The organism is Bradyrhizobium erythrophlei (assembly GCF_900129425.1).
In the GTDB taxonomy this organism is placed as follows: Bacteria; Pseudomonadota; Alphaproteobacteria; order Rhizobiales; family Xanthobacteraceae; genus Bradyrhizobium; species Bradyrhizobium erythrophlei_C.
The window spans coordinates 6,687,946-6,704,994 of sequence record NZ_LT670817.1 but is presented as its reverse complement, the minus strand read 5'-3'; the positions used below and the strand labels follow the sequence as shown (position 1 = coordinate 6,704,994).

Genomic DNA, 17,049 nt, shown 5'->3' with positions numbered 1-17,049 from the left:
CATGCGGATCATCCACCTCCTCGTCATCGCCGCTTTGGTTTTCGCCGCCGCTTACGTCTACCGGATCAAGATGGACTCCACCTTGCGTACCGAGCGGGTGCTGCGGCTGCATGCGGAGATTCGCGAGCAGCGCGACGCCATCGCGGTGCTGCGTTCGGAATGGGCCAAGCTCGATGCGCCGGTGCGGCTGCAGGGCCTCGCCGAACGCCATCTGCCGCTGAAGCCCATTGCCGCCACGCAATACGATCAGTTGAAGAACCTGCCCGAGCGGCCGCCGAACTTCACCAGGTCCGGTGAGCCCGATCCGATCGGCGCGATGATCGAGACGATCGATTCCGCTGCCGTGACCGGTTCGGTGCCGGCGCCGGAGGCTCAACAATGACGGATCGGGCGCCCAGGCCAGTCAAGCCCACAGAACCATGGCGGCAGCGGCTGATCCGCAGCCTGCTGTACGGGCGCAACGTCGACCGCGCCGCGAAAGCGCGCGCCCGCGTCGGATTTACGATTCTGGCATTCCTGACGATCTATGCGGTGATCGGCGGACGGCTGGTCATGTTCGCCGCCGTCGGCGACAATCACGGCGCGCGCCACACCGCGGCGCAGGATGCCATCGCCACCGCGCGGCCGGATATCATCGACCGCAACGGCGAGGTGCTCGCCACCGACGTCAAGGCGCCCAGCCTGTTCGGCGAGCCGCGCCGGATCATCGACAAGGATGAAGCCGTCGAGCTCCTGACCGCGACGCTGCCGGATCTGGACACCGCCGAAGTGCGCGACCGGCTGTCGTCGAAAAAAGGCTTCGTCTGGCTGAAGCGCGAAATCACGCCGAAGCAGCAGCTGGAAATTCACCGCCTCGGCATTCCCGGCATCGGCTTCCTGCGCGAGAACAAGCGGGTGTACCCGACCGGCGCCGAAGTCGCGCATCTGATCGGCCTGGTCAACACCGACAACCAGGGCATCGCCGGGATGGAGAAATGGCTCGACACCAACGGTCTCGCCGATTTGCACCGCGCCGGCTTCGCCACCGATCGCCTGCAGCTGCCGGTGGAATTGTCGGTCGACCTGCGCGTCGAACACGCGTTGCGCGACGAACTGCTCAAGGCCAAGGAAAAATTCCACGCCAAGGCGGCCTCCGGTCTCGTCTCCAACGTCAGGACCGGCGAAATCGTGGCGATGGTGTCGGTGCCGGATTTCGATCCCAACAATCCGAAAGAGGCGCACGATCCCGATCGCATCAACCGTCTGACCACAGGCGTCTACGAGATGGGATCGACCTTCAAGGCCTTCACGCTGGCGATGGCGCTGGATTCCGGCAAGTCCGATCTCAACTCGTTGTGGGACGCGCGCGGTCCGCTGCACTACGGCAAGTTCACGATCCACGACGACGAACCTAAGGGCCGCTTTCTCACCATGAAGGAGGTTTTCACCTTCTCGTCCAACGTCGGCGCGGCGCGGATCGCACTGTCGCAGGGCGTCGAGGCGCACAAGGCGTTCCTGCGCAAGATGGGGCAAATGGACCGGCTGCGTACCGAACTGCCCGAGAGCGCATCGCCGATCCTGCCGAAGCACTGGGGCGAGTTGAACACGGTGACCATCGCATTCGGGCACGGCATCGCGGTGGCGCCGCTGCAGGCGGTGATGGGCATCGACGCGCTGGTCAACGGCGGCTATCTGATTCCGCCGACTTTCCTGAAACGCAGCGAGCAGGAAGCCATGGCGCTGGCGAAACGGGTGATCAAGCCCGAGACCAGCGAAAAGATGCGGTTCCTGATGCGCCTCAATGCCGAGATCGGCACCGCCCGAAAGGCCGACGTCAAGGGCTATTACATCGGCGGTAAGACCGGCACAGCCGAAAAAGTCGTCAACGGCCGCTACGCCAAGAAGCGCGTGCTCACGGCCTTCACCGCGATCCTGCCTGCCGACAATCCAAAATACCAGCTGCTGGTGATGCTGGACGAGCCGCAGGCGCTGAAGGAAACCTACGGTTTCATGACTTCCGGCTGGAACGCGGTGCCGACCGGCGGCAATGTGATCGCCCGTATTGCGCCGCTTCTGGGCATCGAACCGCGTTTCGATCTGCCGCCGTCCGACCGCCTTATTCTTGCGGCATCCAGGACAACCCAGTAAGGCGTAGAACTTCGTAAAACGGGGGCGCCAGCGCACCTGCCGGACCGGAAGATCATGAGACTTCGCGAGCTGTTCAGCGATGACGCCACGATCGACCCGCAGGCGGAAGCGGTCGCGGTGACAGGCCTTGCCGTCGACAGCCGCGCGGTGAAGCCCGGCGATCTATTTTTTGCGATCGCCGGCGGCAAGACCGACGGCGCGCGCTTCATCGATTCCGCGATTTCCTCCGGCGCGGTGGCGATCGCGGGCGATCATCCGCCGCAAGGTGAAGCCCGCGTGCCGTTCGTCACCACGCCCAATCCGCGCCGCGCGCTGGCGCTGGCCGCGGCGAGATTCTACCCGCGACAGCCTGCGACGATTGCCGCCGTCACCGGCACCAGCGGCAAGACTTCCGTCGCCGCCTTCACGCGGCAGATCTGGCAGCGGCTCGGTCATGCCTCGGCCAGCATCGGTACCATCGGGCTGGTATCGCCCAAGCGCACCATCTACGGCTCGCTGACGACGCCGGATCCGATCGCGCTGCACCGGCAGCTCGACGAGATCGCGCGCGAAGGCGTCACGCATCTCGCCTTTGAAGCGTCGTCGCACGGGCTCGATCAGTATCGGCTGGACGGCGTGTGCATCGCTGCCGGCGGCTTCACCAATCTGTCGCGCGACCACATGGATTACCATCCCGACGTCGCGCATTATCTTGCCGCCAAGCTGCGGCTGTTCCGCGATCTCATCGCGGCCGGCGGCACGGCTGTGATCTCGGCCGATCACGATTGCTCGCAGACGGTCATCGATGCGGCCCGCGCGAGAAACCTGCGGATCGTCACCGTTGGCCACAAGGGCGACGGCGCGCGCGAGGGCATTCGCCTGGTCAAAGCCGAGATCGACGGCTTTGCGCAGAAACTTGAGCTCGAACATCGCGGGCGCAGGCATGCGGTGCGGCTGCCGCTGGTCGGCGAATTCCAGATCGAGAATGCGCTGGTCGCCGCCGGGCTCGCGATCTCTACCGGCAGCGAGCCCACAGCCGTGTTTGCCGAGCTCGAACTGCTCGAAGGCGCGAAGGGCCGGCTGGAGCGGGTCGCCGAGCACAACGGCGCGCCGATCTTTATCGATTATGCGCACAAGCCCGACGCGCTGGCGAAGGCGCTGCGGGCGCTGCGGCCCTACGCGAAACGCAGGCTTGTCGTGGTGTTCGGCGCCGGCGGCGACCGCGACGCCGGCAAGCGGCCTCTGATGGGCGCGATTGCCGTCGCGAATGCCGACAGCGTCATCGTCACCGACGACAATCCGCGCAGCGAAAATCCGCAAGCGATCCGATCCGCGATCCTGAACGCTGCGAACGGTGCCAGGGAGATCGGGGACCGCACCGAGGCGATCCGGACCGCGATTGCAGCGCTGCAGCCGGGCGATGCGCTGCTGATTGCCGGCAAGGGCCACGAGACCGGACAGATCGTCGGCGACCGGGTGTTGCCGTTCAGCGATCACGATGCGGTCGCATCCGCCTTTGCGCCGAGGGTGGCATGAGCACGACGCCGCTGTGGACTTCGGGCGCGATGGCGGAGGCGATGCGCGCGAAGGTCCGGGGCACGTTGCCCGAGGCCGTCACGGGCCTTTCCATCGACAGCCGCACCATCGCGCCGGGCGAGGCTTATTTCGCCATCAAGGGCGACGTTCACGACGGCCACGATTTCGTCGAGGCCGCCCTGAAGGCGGGCGCGGCGCTGGCGGTGGTCGAGGCCGCGCAGCGCCACACATTCGCGCCCGACGCGCCGCTGCTGGTGGTGGACGACGTGCTCGCCGGACTGGTCGATCTCGCCCGCGCCGCGCGCGCGCGCCTGAAGGCCCAGGTGATCGCGGTCACCGGTTCGGTCGGCAAGACCTCGACCAAGGAAGCGCTGCGGCGCGTGCTCGGCGCACAAGGCGAGACCCACGCCTCGGCCGCGTCCTTCAACAACCACTGGGGCGTGCCGCTGTCGCTGGCGCGATGCCCGGCCACAGTGCGTTTTGCGATCTTCGAGATCGGCATGAATCACGCCGGCGAAATCGAGCCGCTGGTCAACATGGTGCGGCCGCATGTGGCTGTCATCACCACGGTGGAGCCGGTGCATCTGGAGTTCTTCGCCGGCATCGAGGCGATCGCCGACGCCAAGGCGGAAATCTTCACCGGCCTCGAGCCCGGTGGCACGGTGGTGCTCAACCGCGACAACTCGCAGTTCGCGCGATTACAAAGACGCGCTGGCAAGCTAGGTATCTCGCGCATCGTCTCTTTCGGCGCCGACACGAAATCCGACGCGCGGCTGCTCGACGTGTCGCTGCATGCGGCCTGTTCGGCGGTGCATGCCAATATCCTCGGCCATGACGTTACCTACAAACTCGGCATGCCCGGCCGCCACATGGCGATGAATTCGCTGGCGGTGCTCGCAGCCGCCTCGCTCGCGGGCGCCGATCTGGCGCTGGCGGCGCTGTCGCTGTCGCAGATCGGGCCGGCGGCGGGCCGCGGCGCTCGGCGCGTGCTCGAAACCGCCGACGGCGAGGCGACGCTGATCGATGAAAGCTATAACGCCAACCCGGCGTCGATGGCGGCGGCACTGAACGTGCTCGGCCATGCCGCGGTCGGTCCGCATGGCCGGCGCATCGCGGTGCTCGGCGACATGCTGGAACTCGGCCCCACCGGCGCCGCGCTGCATCGCGGCCTGGCCGACGCCATCAAGGCCAACCACATCGATCTCGTATATTGCTGTGGTCCGCTGATGCGTAACTTGTGGGACGCTCTTTCCACGGGTAAACGGGGCGGCTATGCCGAGAGCGCGGCGGGTCTCGAAGCAGAGGCGGTTGCCGCGATTCGCGCCGGCGACGCCATCATGGTCAAGGGATCGCTCGGCTCGAAGATGAAAACGATTGTGAATGCGCTTGAAAGGCGCTTTCCCGGCAAGACCGCGCTCGACGAAGCCGCGGTATAGGGCGGTTTGAATGTTTTACTGGCTGATCGATCTTTCCAACACGGTTCCAGGGTTTGCCGTGTTCCGCACATTCTTGAATGTGTTCCGCTACATCACCTTTCGCACCGGCGGCGCCATGGTGACGGGGGCGCTGTTCGTTTTCCTGTTCGGTCCCTGGATCATCGATCACCTGAGGATTCGCCAGGGCAAGGGCCAGCCGATCCGCAGCGACGGCCCGCAATCGCATCTCGTCACCAAGATCGGCACCCCGACGATGGGCGGGCTGATGATCCTGTCGGGACTGGTGGTCTCGACGCTGCTGTGGGCCAATCCGCTCAATCCCTATGTCTGGATCGTGCTCGCGGTGACGCTCGGCTTCGGCTTCGTCGGCTTCTACGACGATTATCTGAAAGTGACGAAGCAGACCCATAGCGGCTTCGCCGGGCGCATCCGCCTTGCGATCGAAGCGGTGATCGCGCTGGCGGCGTGTTACGCCCTGGTCCGGCTCGGACGCGACCCGTTCTCGACCTCGCTGGTGATTCCGTTCTTCAAGGACGTGCTGTTGAATTTCGGCTGGTTCTTCCTGCTGTTCGGCGCGTTCATCATGGTGGGCGCCGGCAACGCGGTCAATCTGACCGACGGTCTCGACGGTCTGGCCATCGTTCCCGTCATGATCGCGGCGGCGAGTTTCGGCCTGATCTCCTATCTCGTCGGCAACGCGGTGTTCTCGGATTACCTGCAGATCAATTACGTCGCCGGTACCGGCGAACTCGCGGTGCTGTGCGGCGCGGTGCTTGGCGCAGGACTGGGATTCCTGTGGTTCAACGCGCCGCCGGCGTCGATCTTCATGGGCGACACCGGCTCGCTGGCGCTCGGCGGCATGCTCGGCTCGATCGCGGTCGCGGTCAAACACGAGATCGTGCTTGCCGTGATCGGCGGCCTGTTCGTGCTGGAAGCGGTCTCGGTGATCGTGCAGGTGGTGTCGTTCAAGCTCACCGGCAAGCGCGTGTTCCGGATGGCGCCGATCCATCACCATTTCGAGCAACTGGGCTGGACCGAACCGCAGATCGTGATCCGGTTCTGGATCATCTCGGTGATGCTGGCGCTGGCCGGCCTCTCCACGCTGAAGCTGCGGTGATCGCCTTGGATACTCTCTTTCGTCATTCCGGAGGCCGCGAAGCGGCAATCCGGAATCTCGAGATTCCGGGTTCGTGCTTCGCACGCCCCGGAATGACCGACGCCACGTCATGATCCCCGTCACCTCCTTTGCGGGCAAGACGGTCGCGGTGTTCGGCCTCGGCGGATCGGGGCTGGCGAGCTGCCACGCGCTGAAGGCGGGCGGGGCGGAAGTGATTGCCAGCGACGACGGCGTGGAAAAGCTCGCCGAAGCCGCGAAGGCCGGCTTCATTACCGCCGATTTGCGCAAGGTATCGTGGGCCAATTTCGCGGCGCTGGTGCTGACCCCCGGCGCGCCGCTGACCCACCCGGCGCCGCACTGGACGGTGCTGGCGGCGCAACGGGCCGGCGTCGAGGTGGTCGGCGATATCGAACTGTTCTGCCGCGAGCGACGCCGCCATGCGCCGGATGCGCCGTTCGTCGCCATCACCGGCACCAACGGCAAATCGACCACCACGGCGTTGATCGCGCATCTGATGCGCTTTGCCGGTTACGACACCCAGATGGGCGGCAATATCGGCACCGCGATCCTGTCGCTGGAGCCACCGCGGATGGGGCGGGTTCACGTCATCGAGATGTCGTCCTATCAGATCGATCTCTCGCCATCGCTCGATCCCTCTGTCGGCATCCTGCTCAATGTCAGCGAGGATCACATCGATCGTCACGGCACGCTCGAGCATTACGCCGCGGTGAAGGAACGTCTCGTTGCCGGCGTGCAGAAGCAGGGCACCGCGATCGTCGGCGTCGATGACGGCTGGAGCCGCAACACCGCCGACCGGATCGAGCGGGCCGGCCGGCGCGTGGTCCGGGTCTCCGTGAAGAATCCGCTTCCCGACGGCGTCTATGTCGAGCGCGAAATCATCTGGCGCGCCTCCGGCGGCGCGCGCAGCGAGATGGCTGTCATCGGCGGCATCGGTTCCTTGCGTGGCTTGCACAATGCGCAGAATGCGGCCTGCGCGTCGGCCTGCGCGGTGGCGCTCGGTGTCGCCCCCGAAACCCTGCAAAACGGCTTGCGCAGTTTTCCCGGCCTGGCGCATCGCATGGAGCAGGTCGGTCGCCGCGGCAACGTGCTGTTTGTCAATGATTCCAAGGGCACCAATGCAGATGCGGCGGCGCATGCGCTGTCGTCGTTTTCAGATATTTTCTGGATCGCCGGCGGCAAGCCGAAGCTTGGCGGCATCACCGGCCTGAGCGAATATTTCCCGCGCATCCGCAAGGCCTATCTGATCGGCGAAGCCGCGAAGGAATTTTCCGGCACGCTGGGCGAGCTTGCGCCGCACGAGATATCCGAGACGCTCGAGGTCGCGGTCGCCAATGCGGCGCGCGATGCAGAAGCCTCCGGATTGCCCGATCCCGTGGTGCTGCTGTCGCCGGCCTGCGCGTCGTTCGACCAGTACCGCAATTTCGAGATTCGCGGTTCCCGCTTCCGCGACCTCGTCACCGCGCTGCCCGGCGTCGAGCCGGTGGTGTAATGGCCCGTCATGGCCGGGCTTGTCCCGGCCATCCACGTCTGTCCTGGGCAAAACACGTGGATGCCCGGGACAAGCCCGGGCATGACGAGCGGAGCGCATTTGCCCACAAAAGTTACGCATTCCGTTAACCTCCTGGAAACCATCATGGGCGACCAATGGGCAAACCTCCGCCTTTGGGACCGCCGATGATTTCCCGTGAACAACGTACCCCCCTAAGCGAATGGTGGTGGACCGTCGACCGGCTGCAGCTTGCGGCTGTTATCGCGCTGATGCTGGCCGGCATCATTCTTTCGCTGGCGGCCAGTCCGCCGGTGGCGACCCGGATCGGGCTCGATCCGTTTCACTTCTTCAACCGCCACGTCCTCTTTCTGGTGCCGTCCTTCATCGTGCTGATCGGGGTGTCCTTCCTGTCGCCGCGGCAGATCCGCCGTACGGCGCTGATTGTTTTCGCGGTCTCAGTCGTGCTGATCGTGGCGACGTTGCTGATCGGCCCCGAGGTCAAGGGCTCGCGGCGCTGGATCACCCTGATCGGCGTCAATATCCAGGCGTCCGAATCCGCCAAGCCCGCCTTCGTGGTGCTGGCCGCATGGCTGTTTGCGGAATCGGCGCGGCGGCCGGAAATGCCGGCGACCTCGATGGCGCTGGTGCTGCTGATGACGCTGGTGTCGCTCTTGGTAATGGAACCCGATTTCGGCCAGACCATGCTGATCCTGATGGTGTGGGGCGCGTTGTTCTTCATCGCGGGCATGCGGATGATCTGGGTGCTGGGGCTCGCGGGCGCCGCGAGCGCCGGGCTGTTCGGCGCCTATCTTCTGGTGCCGCATGTCGCAGGCCGCATTACACGCTTCATGAATCCCGCCTCGGGCGACACCTTTCAGGTCGATACCGCCATGGAGGCTTTCTACAATGGCGGCTGGTTCGGGCTTGGGCCGGGCGAAGGCATCGCCAAGCGCAGCCTGCCGGACAGCCATACCGACTTCGTGTTCGCGGTGGCGGCGGAGGAATTCGGAATTATCCTCTGCCTCGCGCTGCTGGGGCTGTTCGCCTTCATCGTGATCCGCGCGCTGTCGCGCGCCTACGCCACTGAAGATATGTTCGCGCGCTTCGCCGCGTCGGGGCTCGCCATTTTGTTCGGCGTGCAGGCCGCGATCAACATGTCGGTCAATTTGCAGCTGATACCGGCCAAGGGCATGACGCTGCCGTTCATTTCCTATGGCGGCTCGTCGATCGTCTCACTGGCTTACGGCGTCGGCATGATGCTTGCCCTGACACGACATCGGCCGCGCACCGAGATGGAATCGATCGGCGACGCCAACGCGGTTTCCAGTTACGCTTGATCTTACGGTAACTTTTCGTCATTGCGAGCCGAGGGGTCGCGCGAATGCGCGCCCGATGATAACCTCCGCGAAGCCATCCGGCGCGATATCAAGCAAGGCTGGATTGCTTCGTCGCTTCGCAATGACGATTGAAATTGGCGACGATCAGACCGATGACTACACAGCCTCTCATTCTGTTGGCCGCGGGCGGCACCGGCGGCCATCTGTTTCCCGCCGAGGCGCTGGGCGTCGAACTGATCAGGCGCGGACTTCGCGTGCGCCTCGCCACCGACTCCCGCGCGCTGCGCTACAGCGGATTGTTTTCAAAGGACACCATCGACGTGGTGCCGAGCGCGACCGTGCGCGGTCGTACGCCGTGGTCGCTCGCCGCTACCGGTGCGATGCTCGCGGCCGGCACGGCCGTTTCGCTCAACCTGATGCGCCGGCTGAAGCCTTCGGCCGTGGTCGGCTTCGGCGGATATCCGACACTGCCGCCGCTATTGGCGGCGCGTATGTTCGGCGTGCCCGGCATCATCCACGAGGCCAACGCGGTGCTCGGCCGCGCCAATCGTTTTCTGTCAAGCCGGGTCAGCGCGATCGCAACCTCGCTGCCCGGCGTGCTCGACCGCGACCCGGCGCTGTCAGGGAAAACAACCACCGTCGGCACGCCGATGCGCCCGGCCATCCTCGCCGCCGCGGCGGTAAAATTCGTGACCCCCGAGGCCGCCGGACCGTTTCGGTTGCTGGTGGTGGGCGGCAGCCAGGGCGCGCGGGTGATGGCCGATATCGTGCCGTCAGCGATCGAGCGGCTGGAACCGGCGCTGTGGAACCGGCTGGTCCTCACCCAGCAGGTGCGCGAAGAAGATATGGCGCGGGTGCGCGTGGTCTATGACCGGCTCAAGATCAACGCCGAACTGGCGCCGTTCTTTGGCGATCTGCCGGCGCGTCTGGCATCGAGCCAGCTGGTGATCTCGCGATCCGGTGCCGGCACCGTGGCCGAACTCGGTGCCATCGGCCGCCCCTCGATCCTGGTGCCGCTGCCCGGCTCGATTGACCAGGATCAATTCGCCAATGCCGGCGTGCTGGCGCAGGCGGGTGGCGCGCTGCGGATTGCGCAGGCCGATTTCACGCCCGACCGGCTGGCGGCGGAAATCTCCGCGCTCGCCGCCGAGCCCGCGCGGCTGACCGCGATGGCCGCCGGCGCACGAACCGTCGGCCGGCTGGATGCCGCCGAGCGGTTGGCCGATCTGGTGATGAAAGTGGCAGGGATTTAGGCCAAAGCGGCCGCATTTTGGGTATTTACCGTCATGGCCGGGCTTGTCCCGGCCATCCACGTCTTGCATGAAGTGACGGAGATTCGTGGATGCCCGGGACGCCTAGTGCGAAGACTCGCTTCGCACTTCTGCCCGGGTATGACGAGAACATACGGAACCAACCATGAGATTGCCGCGCGAGATCGGACCCATCCACTTTGTCGGTATCGGCGGGATCGGCATGAGCGGCATCGCCGAGGTGCTGTGCAATCTCGGCTACACCGTGCAGGGCTCGGACGCATCCGAGAGCGCCAATGTCAGCCGGCTGCGCGACAAGGGCATCGCCATCACCGTCGGCCACAAGGCCGAGAACGTGGCCGGCGCCGACGTGCTTGTCGTGTCGACCGCGATCAAGCGCGACAATCCCGAATTGATGGCGGCCCGCGCGCAGCGCATCCCGGTGGTGCGCCGCGCCGAAATGCTGGCCGAACTGATGCGGCTGAAAAGCTGCGTCGCCATCGCCGGCACCCATGGCAAGACCACCACGACTTCGATGGTCGCGGCCCTGCTCGACGCCGGCGATCTCGATCCGACCGTGATCAATGGCGGCATCATCAATGCCTACGGCACCAACGCCCGGCTCGGCGCCGGCGAATGGATGGTGGTGGAGGCCGACGAAAGCGACGGCACCTTTCTCAAGCTGCCGGCCGATGTCGCCATCGTCACCAATGTCGACCCCGAGCATCTCGACCACTTCAAGACCTTCGACGCCGTGCAGGATGCGTTCCGCCATTTCGTCGAGAACGTGCCGTTCTACGGTTTCGCTGTTATGTGCATCGACCATCCCGTGGTGCAGAGCATCGTCGGCAAGATCGAGGATCGCCGCATCATCACCTACGGCGAAAATCCGCAGGCCGACGCGCGGCTGATTGATCTTCATCCGGCCGGCGGCGGTTCCAGCTTCAAGGTCGCCTTTCGCGACCGCAAGACCGATGTCGCGCATGAGATCGCCGATCTCGTGCTGCCGATGCCGGGACGGCATAACGCGCTCAACGCCACGGCGGCGATCGCGGTGGCGCATGAATTGGGACTTGCGGACGAGACCATCCGGAAGGCGCTCGCCAGCTTCGGCGGCGTGCGGCGGCGTTTTACCCGCACCGGCGAATGGCACGGCGTCACCATCATCGACGATTACGGCCATCATCCCGTGGAAATCGCGGCGGTGTTGAGGGCGGCGCGGGAATCCAGCCAGGGCAAAATCATCGCCGTGGTGCAGCCGCATCGGTTCACGCGGCTGCAATCGCTGTTCGAGGAATTCTGCACCTGCTTCAACGATGCCGACGCGGTCGTCGTCGCCGAAGTCTATCCGGCCGGCGAGGCGCCGATACCGGGCATCGACCGCGACCATTTCGTGCTGGGCCTGCGCGCGCACGGCCATCGCGAAGTGATTCCGCTGCAGAATTCCGCCGATCTCGCCGGCGTGGTTCATGGCATCGCGGCGAGCGGCGATTTCGTCGTCTGTCTCGGCGCCGGCAACATCACGCAATGGGCCTATGCGCTGCCGGGCGAATTGAAGGCGCTGGGGTGATGGGTTGGCCTCAACGTTCAGGTTCGTCATGGCCGGGCTCGTCCCGGCCATCCACGTCTTTACTGCGTGATCGTCGGATAGAGATCGTCCCAATCTGGATTTGCAGCGATAATCGTTCGAACCTTCCATGCGCGCGACCAATGCTTGATGTTGTGCTCGCGCTGGATGGCGTCGCGGATGTCATCGAACTTTTCGAAATAGACGAGGCGTTTCAGTCCGTACCGTTTGGTGAAGCCATCGACAAATCCGGAACGATGCTCGAATACGCGGCGGACAAGATCGCTCGTCACGCCGACGTACAGGATGCCGTTTGGGCGGTTGGTCAGAATATAAGCGTATCCACCTGCCATGCGGATATTCTGCAAGACGTGGATGGCCGGGACAAGCCCGGCCATGACGAATTGAGGGAGTCGGCGTGACCTTCCCCGACATCACGCTCGATCTCAAAGCCGCGATGCCTGGCTTGCGCGGCCGGTTGCTGGCGAACCAGTCGCTCGCGGAGCTGACCTGGTTTCGGGTCGGCGGTCCGGCGCAGGTTTTGTTCACGCCATCGGATGAAGACGATCTCGCCTATTTCCTGGCGCATCTGGCGGCCGAACTTCCGGTCTATGTCGTCGGCGTCGGCTCCAACCTGATCGTGCGCGATGGCGGCATGCCGGGCGTGGTGATCAGGTTTTCGCCGCGCGGCTTTGGAGACGTCGCTGCTGACGGCGACATCGTCGGCGCCGGGGCCGCCGCGCTCGACAAGCGCGTGGCCGAGACTGCGGCGGCGGCCAATATCGGCGGGCTAGAATTTTTCTTTGGCATTCCCGGCACCATCGGCGGCGCGCTGCGCATGAATGCCGGCGCCAATGGTGCCGAGACCAAAGATGTGCTGGTCGAGGCCACCGGCGTCGGTCGCGACGGCAAAAAACACACGTTTGAAAATGCCGATATGAAATTCGCCTATCGCAACAGCGGCGTCGACGCTTCCGTCATTTTTACCTCGGCCCGCTTTCGCGGGCTGATCGGCGCGCCGGAGGCGATTCGCGCGCGGATGAACGAGGTGCAAAACCACCGCGAGGCCGCGCAGCCGATCCGGGAAAAGACGGGGGGATCGACCTTCAAGAATCCGCCCGGCAACAGCGCCTGGAAGCTGATCGAGGCCGCCGGCTGCCGGGGATTGCGCGTCGGCGGCGCGCAGGTGTCGGAAATGCACTGCAATTTCCTGATCAACATGGGCACCGCGACCGGCCATGACATCGAAACCCTGGGCGAGACCGTGCGCGCGCGGGTGAAGGAAAATTCGGGAATTGAGCTACACTGGGAAATCAAGCGGATCGGGATTCCGGCCTAGATGTCATTCCGGGGCGCGCGCAGCGCGAACCTCAGATGTGCTGTCGCACATCGGGGAATCTCGAAATAGCATAGAACGAGATTCCGGGTCTGCGCCTTCGGCGCATCCCGGAATGACGAAAGATGTAATCAGCGGAACGGCATGATGCGGATCACCATTGTTTTCGGCGGCACGAACAAGGAGCGCCTGGTGTCTGTGGCCACAGCCCAGGCGCTGCATTCGGCGTTGCCCGACGCGGATCTGTGGTTCTGGGACGTCGATGACAGCGTGCATGAAATCCGGCCTCAGGCGCTTGAGACTCATGCCAGGCCATTCGAGCAGCCATTCAAGGTCGATGACCGCGGCGTCGGTGGGATCGAACAGGCGCTCGACAAGGCAAAGGCGGAAAACCGCCTGCTGGTGCTCGGCCTGCACGGCGGCACGGCGGAGAATGGCGAGCTTCAGGCAATGTGCGAAATGCGCGGCATTCCCTTCACCGGCTCGGGCTCGGCGTCGTCGCATCTGACCTTCGACAAGGTCGCTGCCAAACGATTTGCCGCCATTGCAGGCGTGAAGTCGCCGGCCGGCGTGGCGCTGCAAGATGCCGAGGCGGCGCTGGCCGAACACGGCAGGCTGATCGCCAAGCCGGCGCGGGACGGCTCGAGCTACGGCCTGATCTTTGTCAATTCGAAGCAGGACCTCGTCGCCGTCCGCAACGCCGCCAGGACCGAAGACTACGTGATCGAGCCGTTCATCGCGGGTGCAGAGGCGACCTGCGGCGTGCTGGAGCAACTGGACGGCTCGCTGATCGCGCTGCCGCCGGTGGAGATCATTCCGGCCGAGGGCCCGTTCGACTATGTCGCCAAATATCTGGCCAAGGCGACCCAGGAAATCTGCCCCGCGCGTTTTGCACCTGAAATCAACGCGCAAATCAAGGATCAGGCGGTCAGGGCGCACCAGGCGTTGTCTTGCAGCGGCTATTCCCGTTCGGACTTCATTATTTCGGAGAACGGGCCGATTTATCTCGAAACCAACACCTTGCCGGGCCTGACCAGGGCCTCGCTCTATCCCAAATCCCTCAAGGCTCAGGGGATCGCATTTGCCGATTTTCTGCAGGACCAGATCGCGCTGGCCGCTAGGCGCGCGCAGCAATAGTTCCAGTCAAGGGCGAACCGGCCGGGGTGACCGGGATGGTCGGATCGGTAAAATTCTAACGAATTCGAGCCAAAGTGCGGGGAAGGCGGATCAAAACACCTCCAGCCTGCCACTGATTTACACTTTGTTTACCAGGAAGTCCGAAGGTTAACGCTGGCGGCGCATGTGGCGCTTGGCTGCCGGGGCGTGAGCTGTCGCGGATTTCCGCTTCGACGACCGCATCGAGGGAACAGGTGGCCTCTTCTGCCTTGAGGTCAACACGCCCAGCCCGGCATGACCGAGACGTCACATGTGCCAGAACTCGCAAAGCTTTTGCGGGCATAACATTTGATGAGCTCGTGCAATGGATGGTGGAGGACGCCTCGCTCGATCGCTGAGATCGCTGAGGCCCCAAACTGACCTGAAGGCCGCCGCCATTGGCGCGGTCATATTGCTGCGCGAGCGGCTGGGCCTTCCTCGCGCGCCGGCCAGGCCGCGGCAGCAACGCGAACAACCGCCGCACCGCCTGATCGCGCTGCTCGAGCGCTACCTTCCGCACCGCGCAGGCGTCACCGCGACCGTCCTGATTTTGCTCGGCAGCGCCGGCTTCGGGATCGTCAAGGGCGGCCACCTCGAGGAATTCACCTCGGCTTTGAGCGACGCCCGCAATGCGATCGCCAATTCGGCCGGATTTCGAATCACCGCGGTTGCCATCAACGGCCGCAAGCAATTGACCCAGGACGAGGTGCTGGCGATCGGCGGCGTCAATGGCCGCTCCTCGCTGTTGTTCCTCGACGCCGACCAGGTGCGCGACAAGCTGAAGGCCAATCCCTGGATCGCCGAAGCCACCGTCCTCAAGCTTTATCCCGGCCAGCTCCAGATCGATATTGTCGAACGTTCGGCGTTCGCGCTGTGGCAGCAGGACGGCCGTCTGGCGGTGATCTCCGACGACGGCGCGGTGCTCGAGCCCTATTTGTCGCGCCGCTTCCTCTCGCTGCCGCTGGTCGTCGGCAAGGGTGCCGAAACCCGCGCCAAGGATTTCCTGGCGCTGCTCGCGCGCTATCCGCAGGTGCGCTCGGTGACGAAGGCCGCTGTCTTCGTCGGCGAGCGGCGCTGGAACCTGCGGCTCAAGGACGGTCTCGATATCAGGCTGCCGGAACACGACGTCGGCAATGCGCTGGCGGCGCTGAGCAAGCTCGACCAGGAAGACCGGCTGTTCTCGCGCGATATCGTCGCCGTCGACATGCGGCTGCCGGACCGGCTGACGGTGCAATTGTCCGATGACGCCGCCAAGGCCCGCGAAGACCTGTTGAAGGACAAGAAGTCCAAGAAAAAGGCCGGTGACGCATGACCGGCCTCGATCACAATCAGACGCCGAAAACGCGCCCGATGCAGAAGCGCACCGCGCTGGTGGCGTCGCTCGACATCGGCACCAGCAAGATCGCCTGCATGATCGCACGGTTGAAGCCGTGCCCGCCGAATGGCGCGTTGCGCGGGCGCAGCCATGCCGTCGAGCTGATCGGGTACAGCCAGATCCAGTCGCGCGGCGTCAAGGCTGGCGCCGTGGTCGATCTCGCCGCATGCGAGCAGGCGGTGCGCCAGGCGGTGACGCTGGCCGAGCGAATGGCCAAGGTCCGGGTCGAATCCGTGCTGCTCTCGGTTTCGGGCGGCCGGCTGCAAGGTCAATTGATCGAAGCCGCGGCCGATATTCGCGGCGGCGCGGTTACATCAGCCGACGTCACCCGGATCACCTCTGCCGGCATGCGCCACGCCACCGGCGCGGGCCGTACCGTGCTGCATGCGCTGCCGGTCGGTTACGCGCTCGACGGCGTCAAGGGCATTCGCGATCCCAAGGGCATGGTGGCCCGGCAGTTCGGCGTCGACATGAACGTCGTCACCGTGGATGCGACGGTCGCCAAGAACCTGATGCTGGTGGTCGAACGCTGCCATCTCAACGTCGAAGCCATGGCGGCGAGCCCCTACGTGGCGGGGCTGTCGGTTTTGACCGACGATGAAGCCGATCTCGGCGCCGCCGTGGTGGAGATGGGCGCCGGATCCACCACGATCGCGACCTATTCCAGCGGGCGCTTCGTGCATGCCAGCGGCTTTGCGCTCGGCGGTCACCACATCACCATGGATCTTGCGCGCGGCTTGAGCGCATGCATTGCGGATGCCGAGCGAATCAAGACGTTATATGGCACCGTGCTGACCGGTGGTTCCGACGCGCGTGAGTTGATGTCTGTGCCGAGCGCCGGCGACAGCGAGCGGGATCTTCCGCAAATCGTGTCCCGCGCCACGATCGCGAACATCGTACGCCAGCGCGCCGAGGAGATTTTTGAAATGGTCCGGGACCGCCTCGCGGATTCTCCCTTTGCGGCAGAGCCACGGGCGCGGGTTGTCCTGAGCGGTGGCGCTTCGCAGCTCTCCGGCACCCTCGAACTTGCCACCCAGATTCTCGGCCGGCCGGTGCGGATCGCCCGCCCGCTCGGTTTCGGCCGGCTGCCCGCCGAGGCGAAGAGCGCGTCGTTCGCGGTCCCCTCGGGTCTATTGGTCTATCCGCAATACGCTCATCTTGAACATGTCGAACCGCGGCATACGCGGCAGCTCAGGACAGGGACTGACGGTTATCTCGGAAAAGTCGGACGATGGCTTCGTGAGGGCTTCTGATGAATTTTTTCCGGCCCATTCGGCTTCCACCAACTCCCGCGGCCGTCGGCCGGGGCGAACCAACGCGCGCG

The 17,049-nt window shown here is 64.9% G+C and carries 14 protein-coding genes and 1 pseudogene; 14 read left to right on the top strand and 1 reads right to left on the bottom strand.

Annotation, left to right across the window (positions count from 1 at the left end):
- Window position 1 precedes the first annotated feature (1 nt).
- The 9 genes from ftsL (at window position 2) to murC (ending at window position 11,862) form a co-directional block, all read left to right on the top strand.
- Window positions 2–382, top strand: a complete 381-nt coding sequence (ftsL, locus tag B5527_RS31945) for a cell division protein FtsL (protein ID WP_079605051.1) — start codon at window positions 2–4, stop codon at window positions 380–382.
- Entirely contained in the window at window positions 379–2,127 is a 1,749-nt protein-coding gene (locus tag B5527_RS31940) for a peptidoglycan D,D-transpeptidase FtsI family protein (protein ID WP_079605050.1), read from the top strand. The genes ftsL and B5527_RS31940 overlap by 4 nt, the downstream gene beginning before the upstream one ends.
- A 54-nt stretch (window positions 2,128–2,181) precedes the next feature.
- The gene (locus B5527_RS31935) at window positions 2,182–3,642 is read left to right on the top strand and encodes a UDP-N-acetylmuramoyl-L-alanyl-D-glutamate--2,6-diaminopimelate ligase (protein WP_079605049.1); all 1,461 of its coding nucleotides are present in this window, start codon (window positions 2,182–2,184) and stop codon (window positions 3,640–3,642) included.
- Entirely contained in the window at window positions 3,639–5,078 is a 1,440-nt protein-coding gene (locus B5527_RS31930) for a UDP-N-acetylmuramoylalanyl-D-glutamyl-2,6-diaminopimelate--D-alanyl-D-alanine ligase (protein WP_079605048.1), read from the top strand. Before B5527_RS31935 ends, B5527_RS31930 begins: the two co-directional genes overlap by 4 nt.
- Before the next feature lie 10 nt (window positions 5,079–5,088).
- A complete protein-coding gene (gene mraY, locus B5527_RS31925) occupies window positions 5,089–6,195 on the top strand; it encodes a phospho-N-acetylmuramoyl-pentapeptide-transferase (protein WP_079605047.1) in 1,107 nt (368 codons plus the stop codon).
- Window positions 6,196–6,304: 109 nt separating this feature from the next.
- Window positions 6,305–7,705 carry a UDP-N-acetylmuramoyl-L-alanine--D-glutamate ligase gene (gene murD / locus B5527_RS31920; protein ID WP_079605046.1) on the top strand — a complete coding sequence of 467 codons (1,401 nt, stop codon included), beginning with the start codon at window positions 6,305–6,307 and terminating at the stop codon, window positions 7,703–7,705.
- 185 nt (window positions 7,706–7,890) lie between these two features.
- A complete protein-coding gene (ftsW, locus tag B5527_RS31915) occupies window positions 7,891–9,042 on the top strand; it encodes a putative lipid II flippase FtsW (RefSeq protein WP_079607667.1) in 1,152 nt (383 codons plus the stop codon).
- Between the two features lie 152 nt (window positions 9,043–9,194).
- Window positions 9,195–10,295: an undecaprenyldiphospho-muramoylpentapeptide beta-N-acetylglucosaminyltransferase gene (gene murG, locus B5527_RS31910; protein ID WP_079607666.1), complete on the top strand. Its 1,101-nt coding sequence runs from the start codon at window positions 9,195–9,197 to the stop codon at window positions 10,293–10,295.
- A gap of 163 nt (window positions 10,296–10,458) precedes the next feature.
- Window positions 10,459–11,862, top strand: a complete 1,404-nt coding sequence (murC, locus tag B5527_RS31905) for a UDP-N-acetylmuramate--L-alanine ligase (protein ID WP_079605045.1) — start codon at window positions 10,459–10,461, stop codon at window positions 11,860–11,862.
- Between the two features lie 59 nt (window positions 11,863–11,921).
- Here murC and B5527_RS31900 read toward each other — a convergent pair whose 3' ends face one another.
- Window positions 11,922–12,257 carry a GIY-YIG nuclease family protein gene (locus tag B5527_RS31900; RefSeq protein WP_079605044.1) on the bottom strand — a complete coding sequence of 112 codons (336 nt, stop codon included), beginning with the start codon at window positions 12,255–12,257 and terminating at the stop codon, window positions 11,922–11,924.
- Window positions 12,258–12,277: 20 nt separating this feature from the next.
- On the opposite strand from B5527_RS31900, the gene murB reads away from it, so the two are divergent.
- The 5 genes and pseudogenes from murB to ftsA all read left to right on the top strand — a co-directional run bounded on the left by murB (window position 12,278) and on the right by ftsA (window position 16,978).
- On the top strand, window positions 12,278–13,198 hold the full coding sequence (gene murB, locus B5527_RS31895) for a UDP-N-acetylmuramate dehydrogenase (protein ID WP_079605043.1): 921 nt from the start codon (window positions 12,278–12,280) through the stop codon (window positions 13,196–13,198).
- A gap of 144 nt (window positions 13,199–13,342) precedes the next feature.
- Window positions 13,343–14,332: a D-alanine--D-alanine ligase family protein gene (locus tag B5527_RS31890; protein ID WP_079607665.1), complete on the top strand. Its 990-nt coding sequence runs from the start codon at window positions 13,343–13,345 to the stop codon at window positions 14,330–14,332.
- Window positions 14,333–14,337: 5 nt separating this feature from the next.
- A pseudogene (locus tag B5527_RS31885) lies at window positions 14,338–14,709 on the top strand (D-alanine--D-alanine ligase); the annotation flags it as partial.
- Complete coding sequence (locus B5527_RS31880) at window positions 14,676–15,662, top strand: cell division protein FtsQ/DivIB (RefSeq protein ID WP_079605042.1); 987 nt, start codon at window positions 14,676–14,678, stop codon at window positions 15,660–15,662. The pseudogene B5527_RS31885 and the gene B5527_RS31880, both read left to right, overlap by 34 nt.
- A complete protein-coding gene (ftsA, locus tag B5527_RS31875) occupies window positions 15,659–16,978 on the top strand; it encodes a cell division protein FtsA (RefSeq protein WP_079605041.1) in 1,320 nt (439 codons plus the stop codon). Before B5527_RS31880 ends, ftsA begins: the two co-directional genes overlap by 4 nt.
- Window positions 16,979–17,049: the final 71 nt, after the last annotated feature.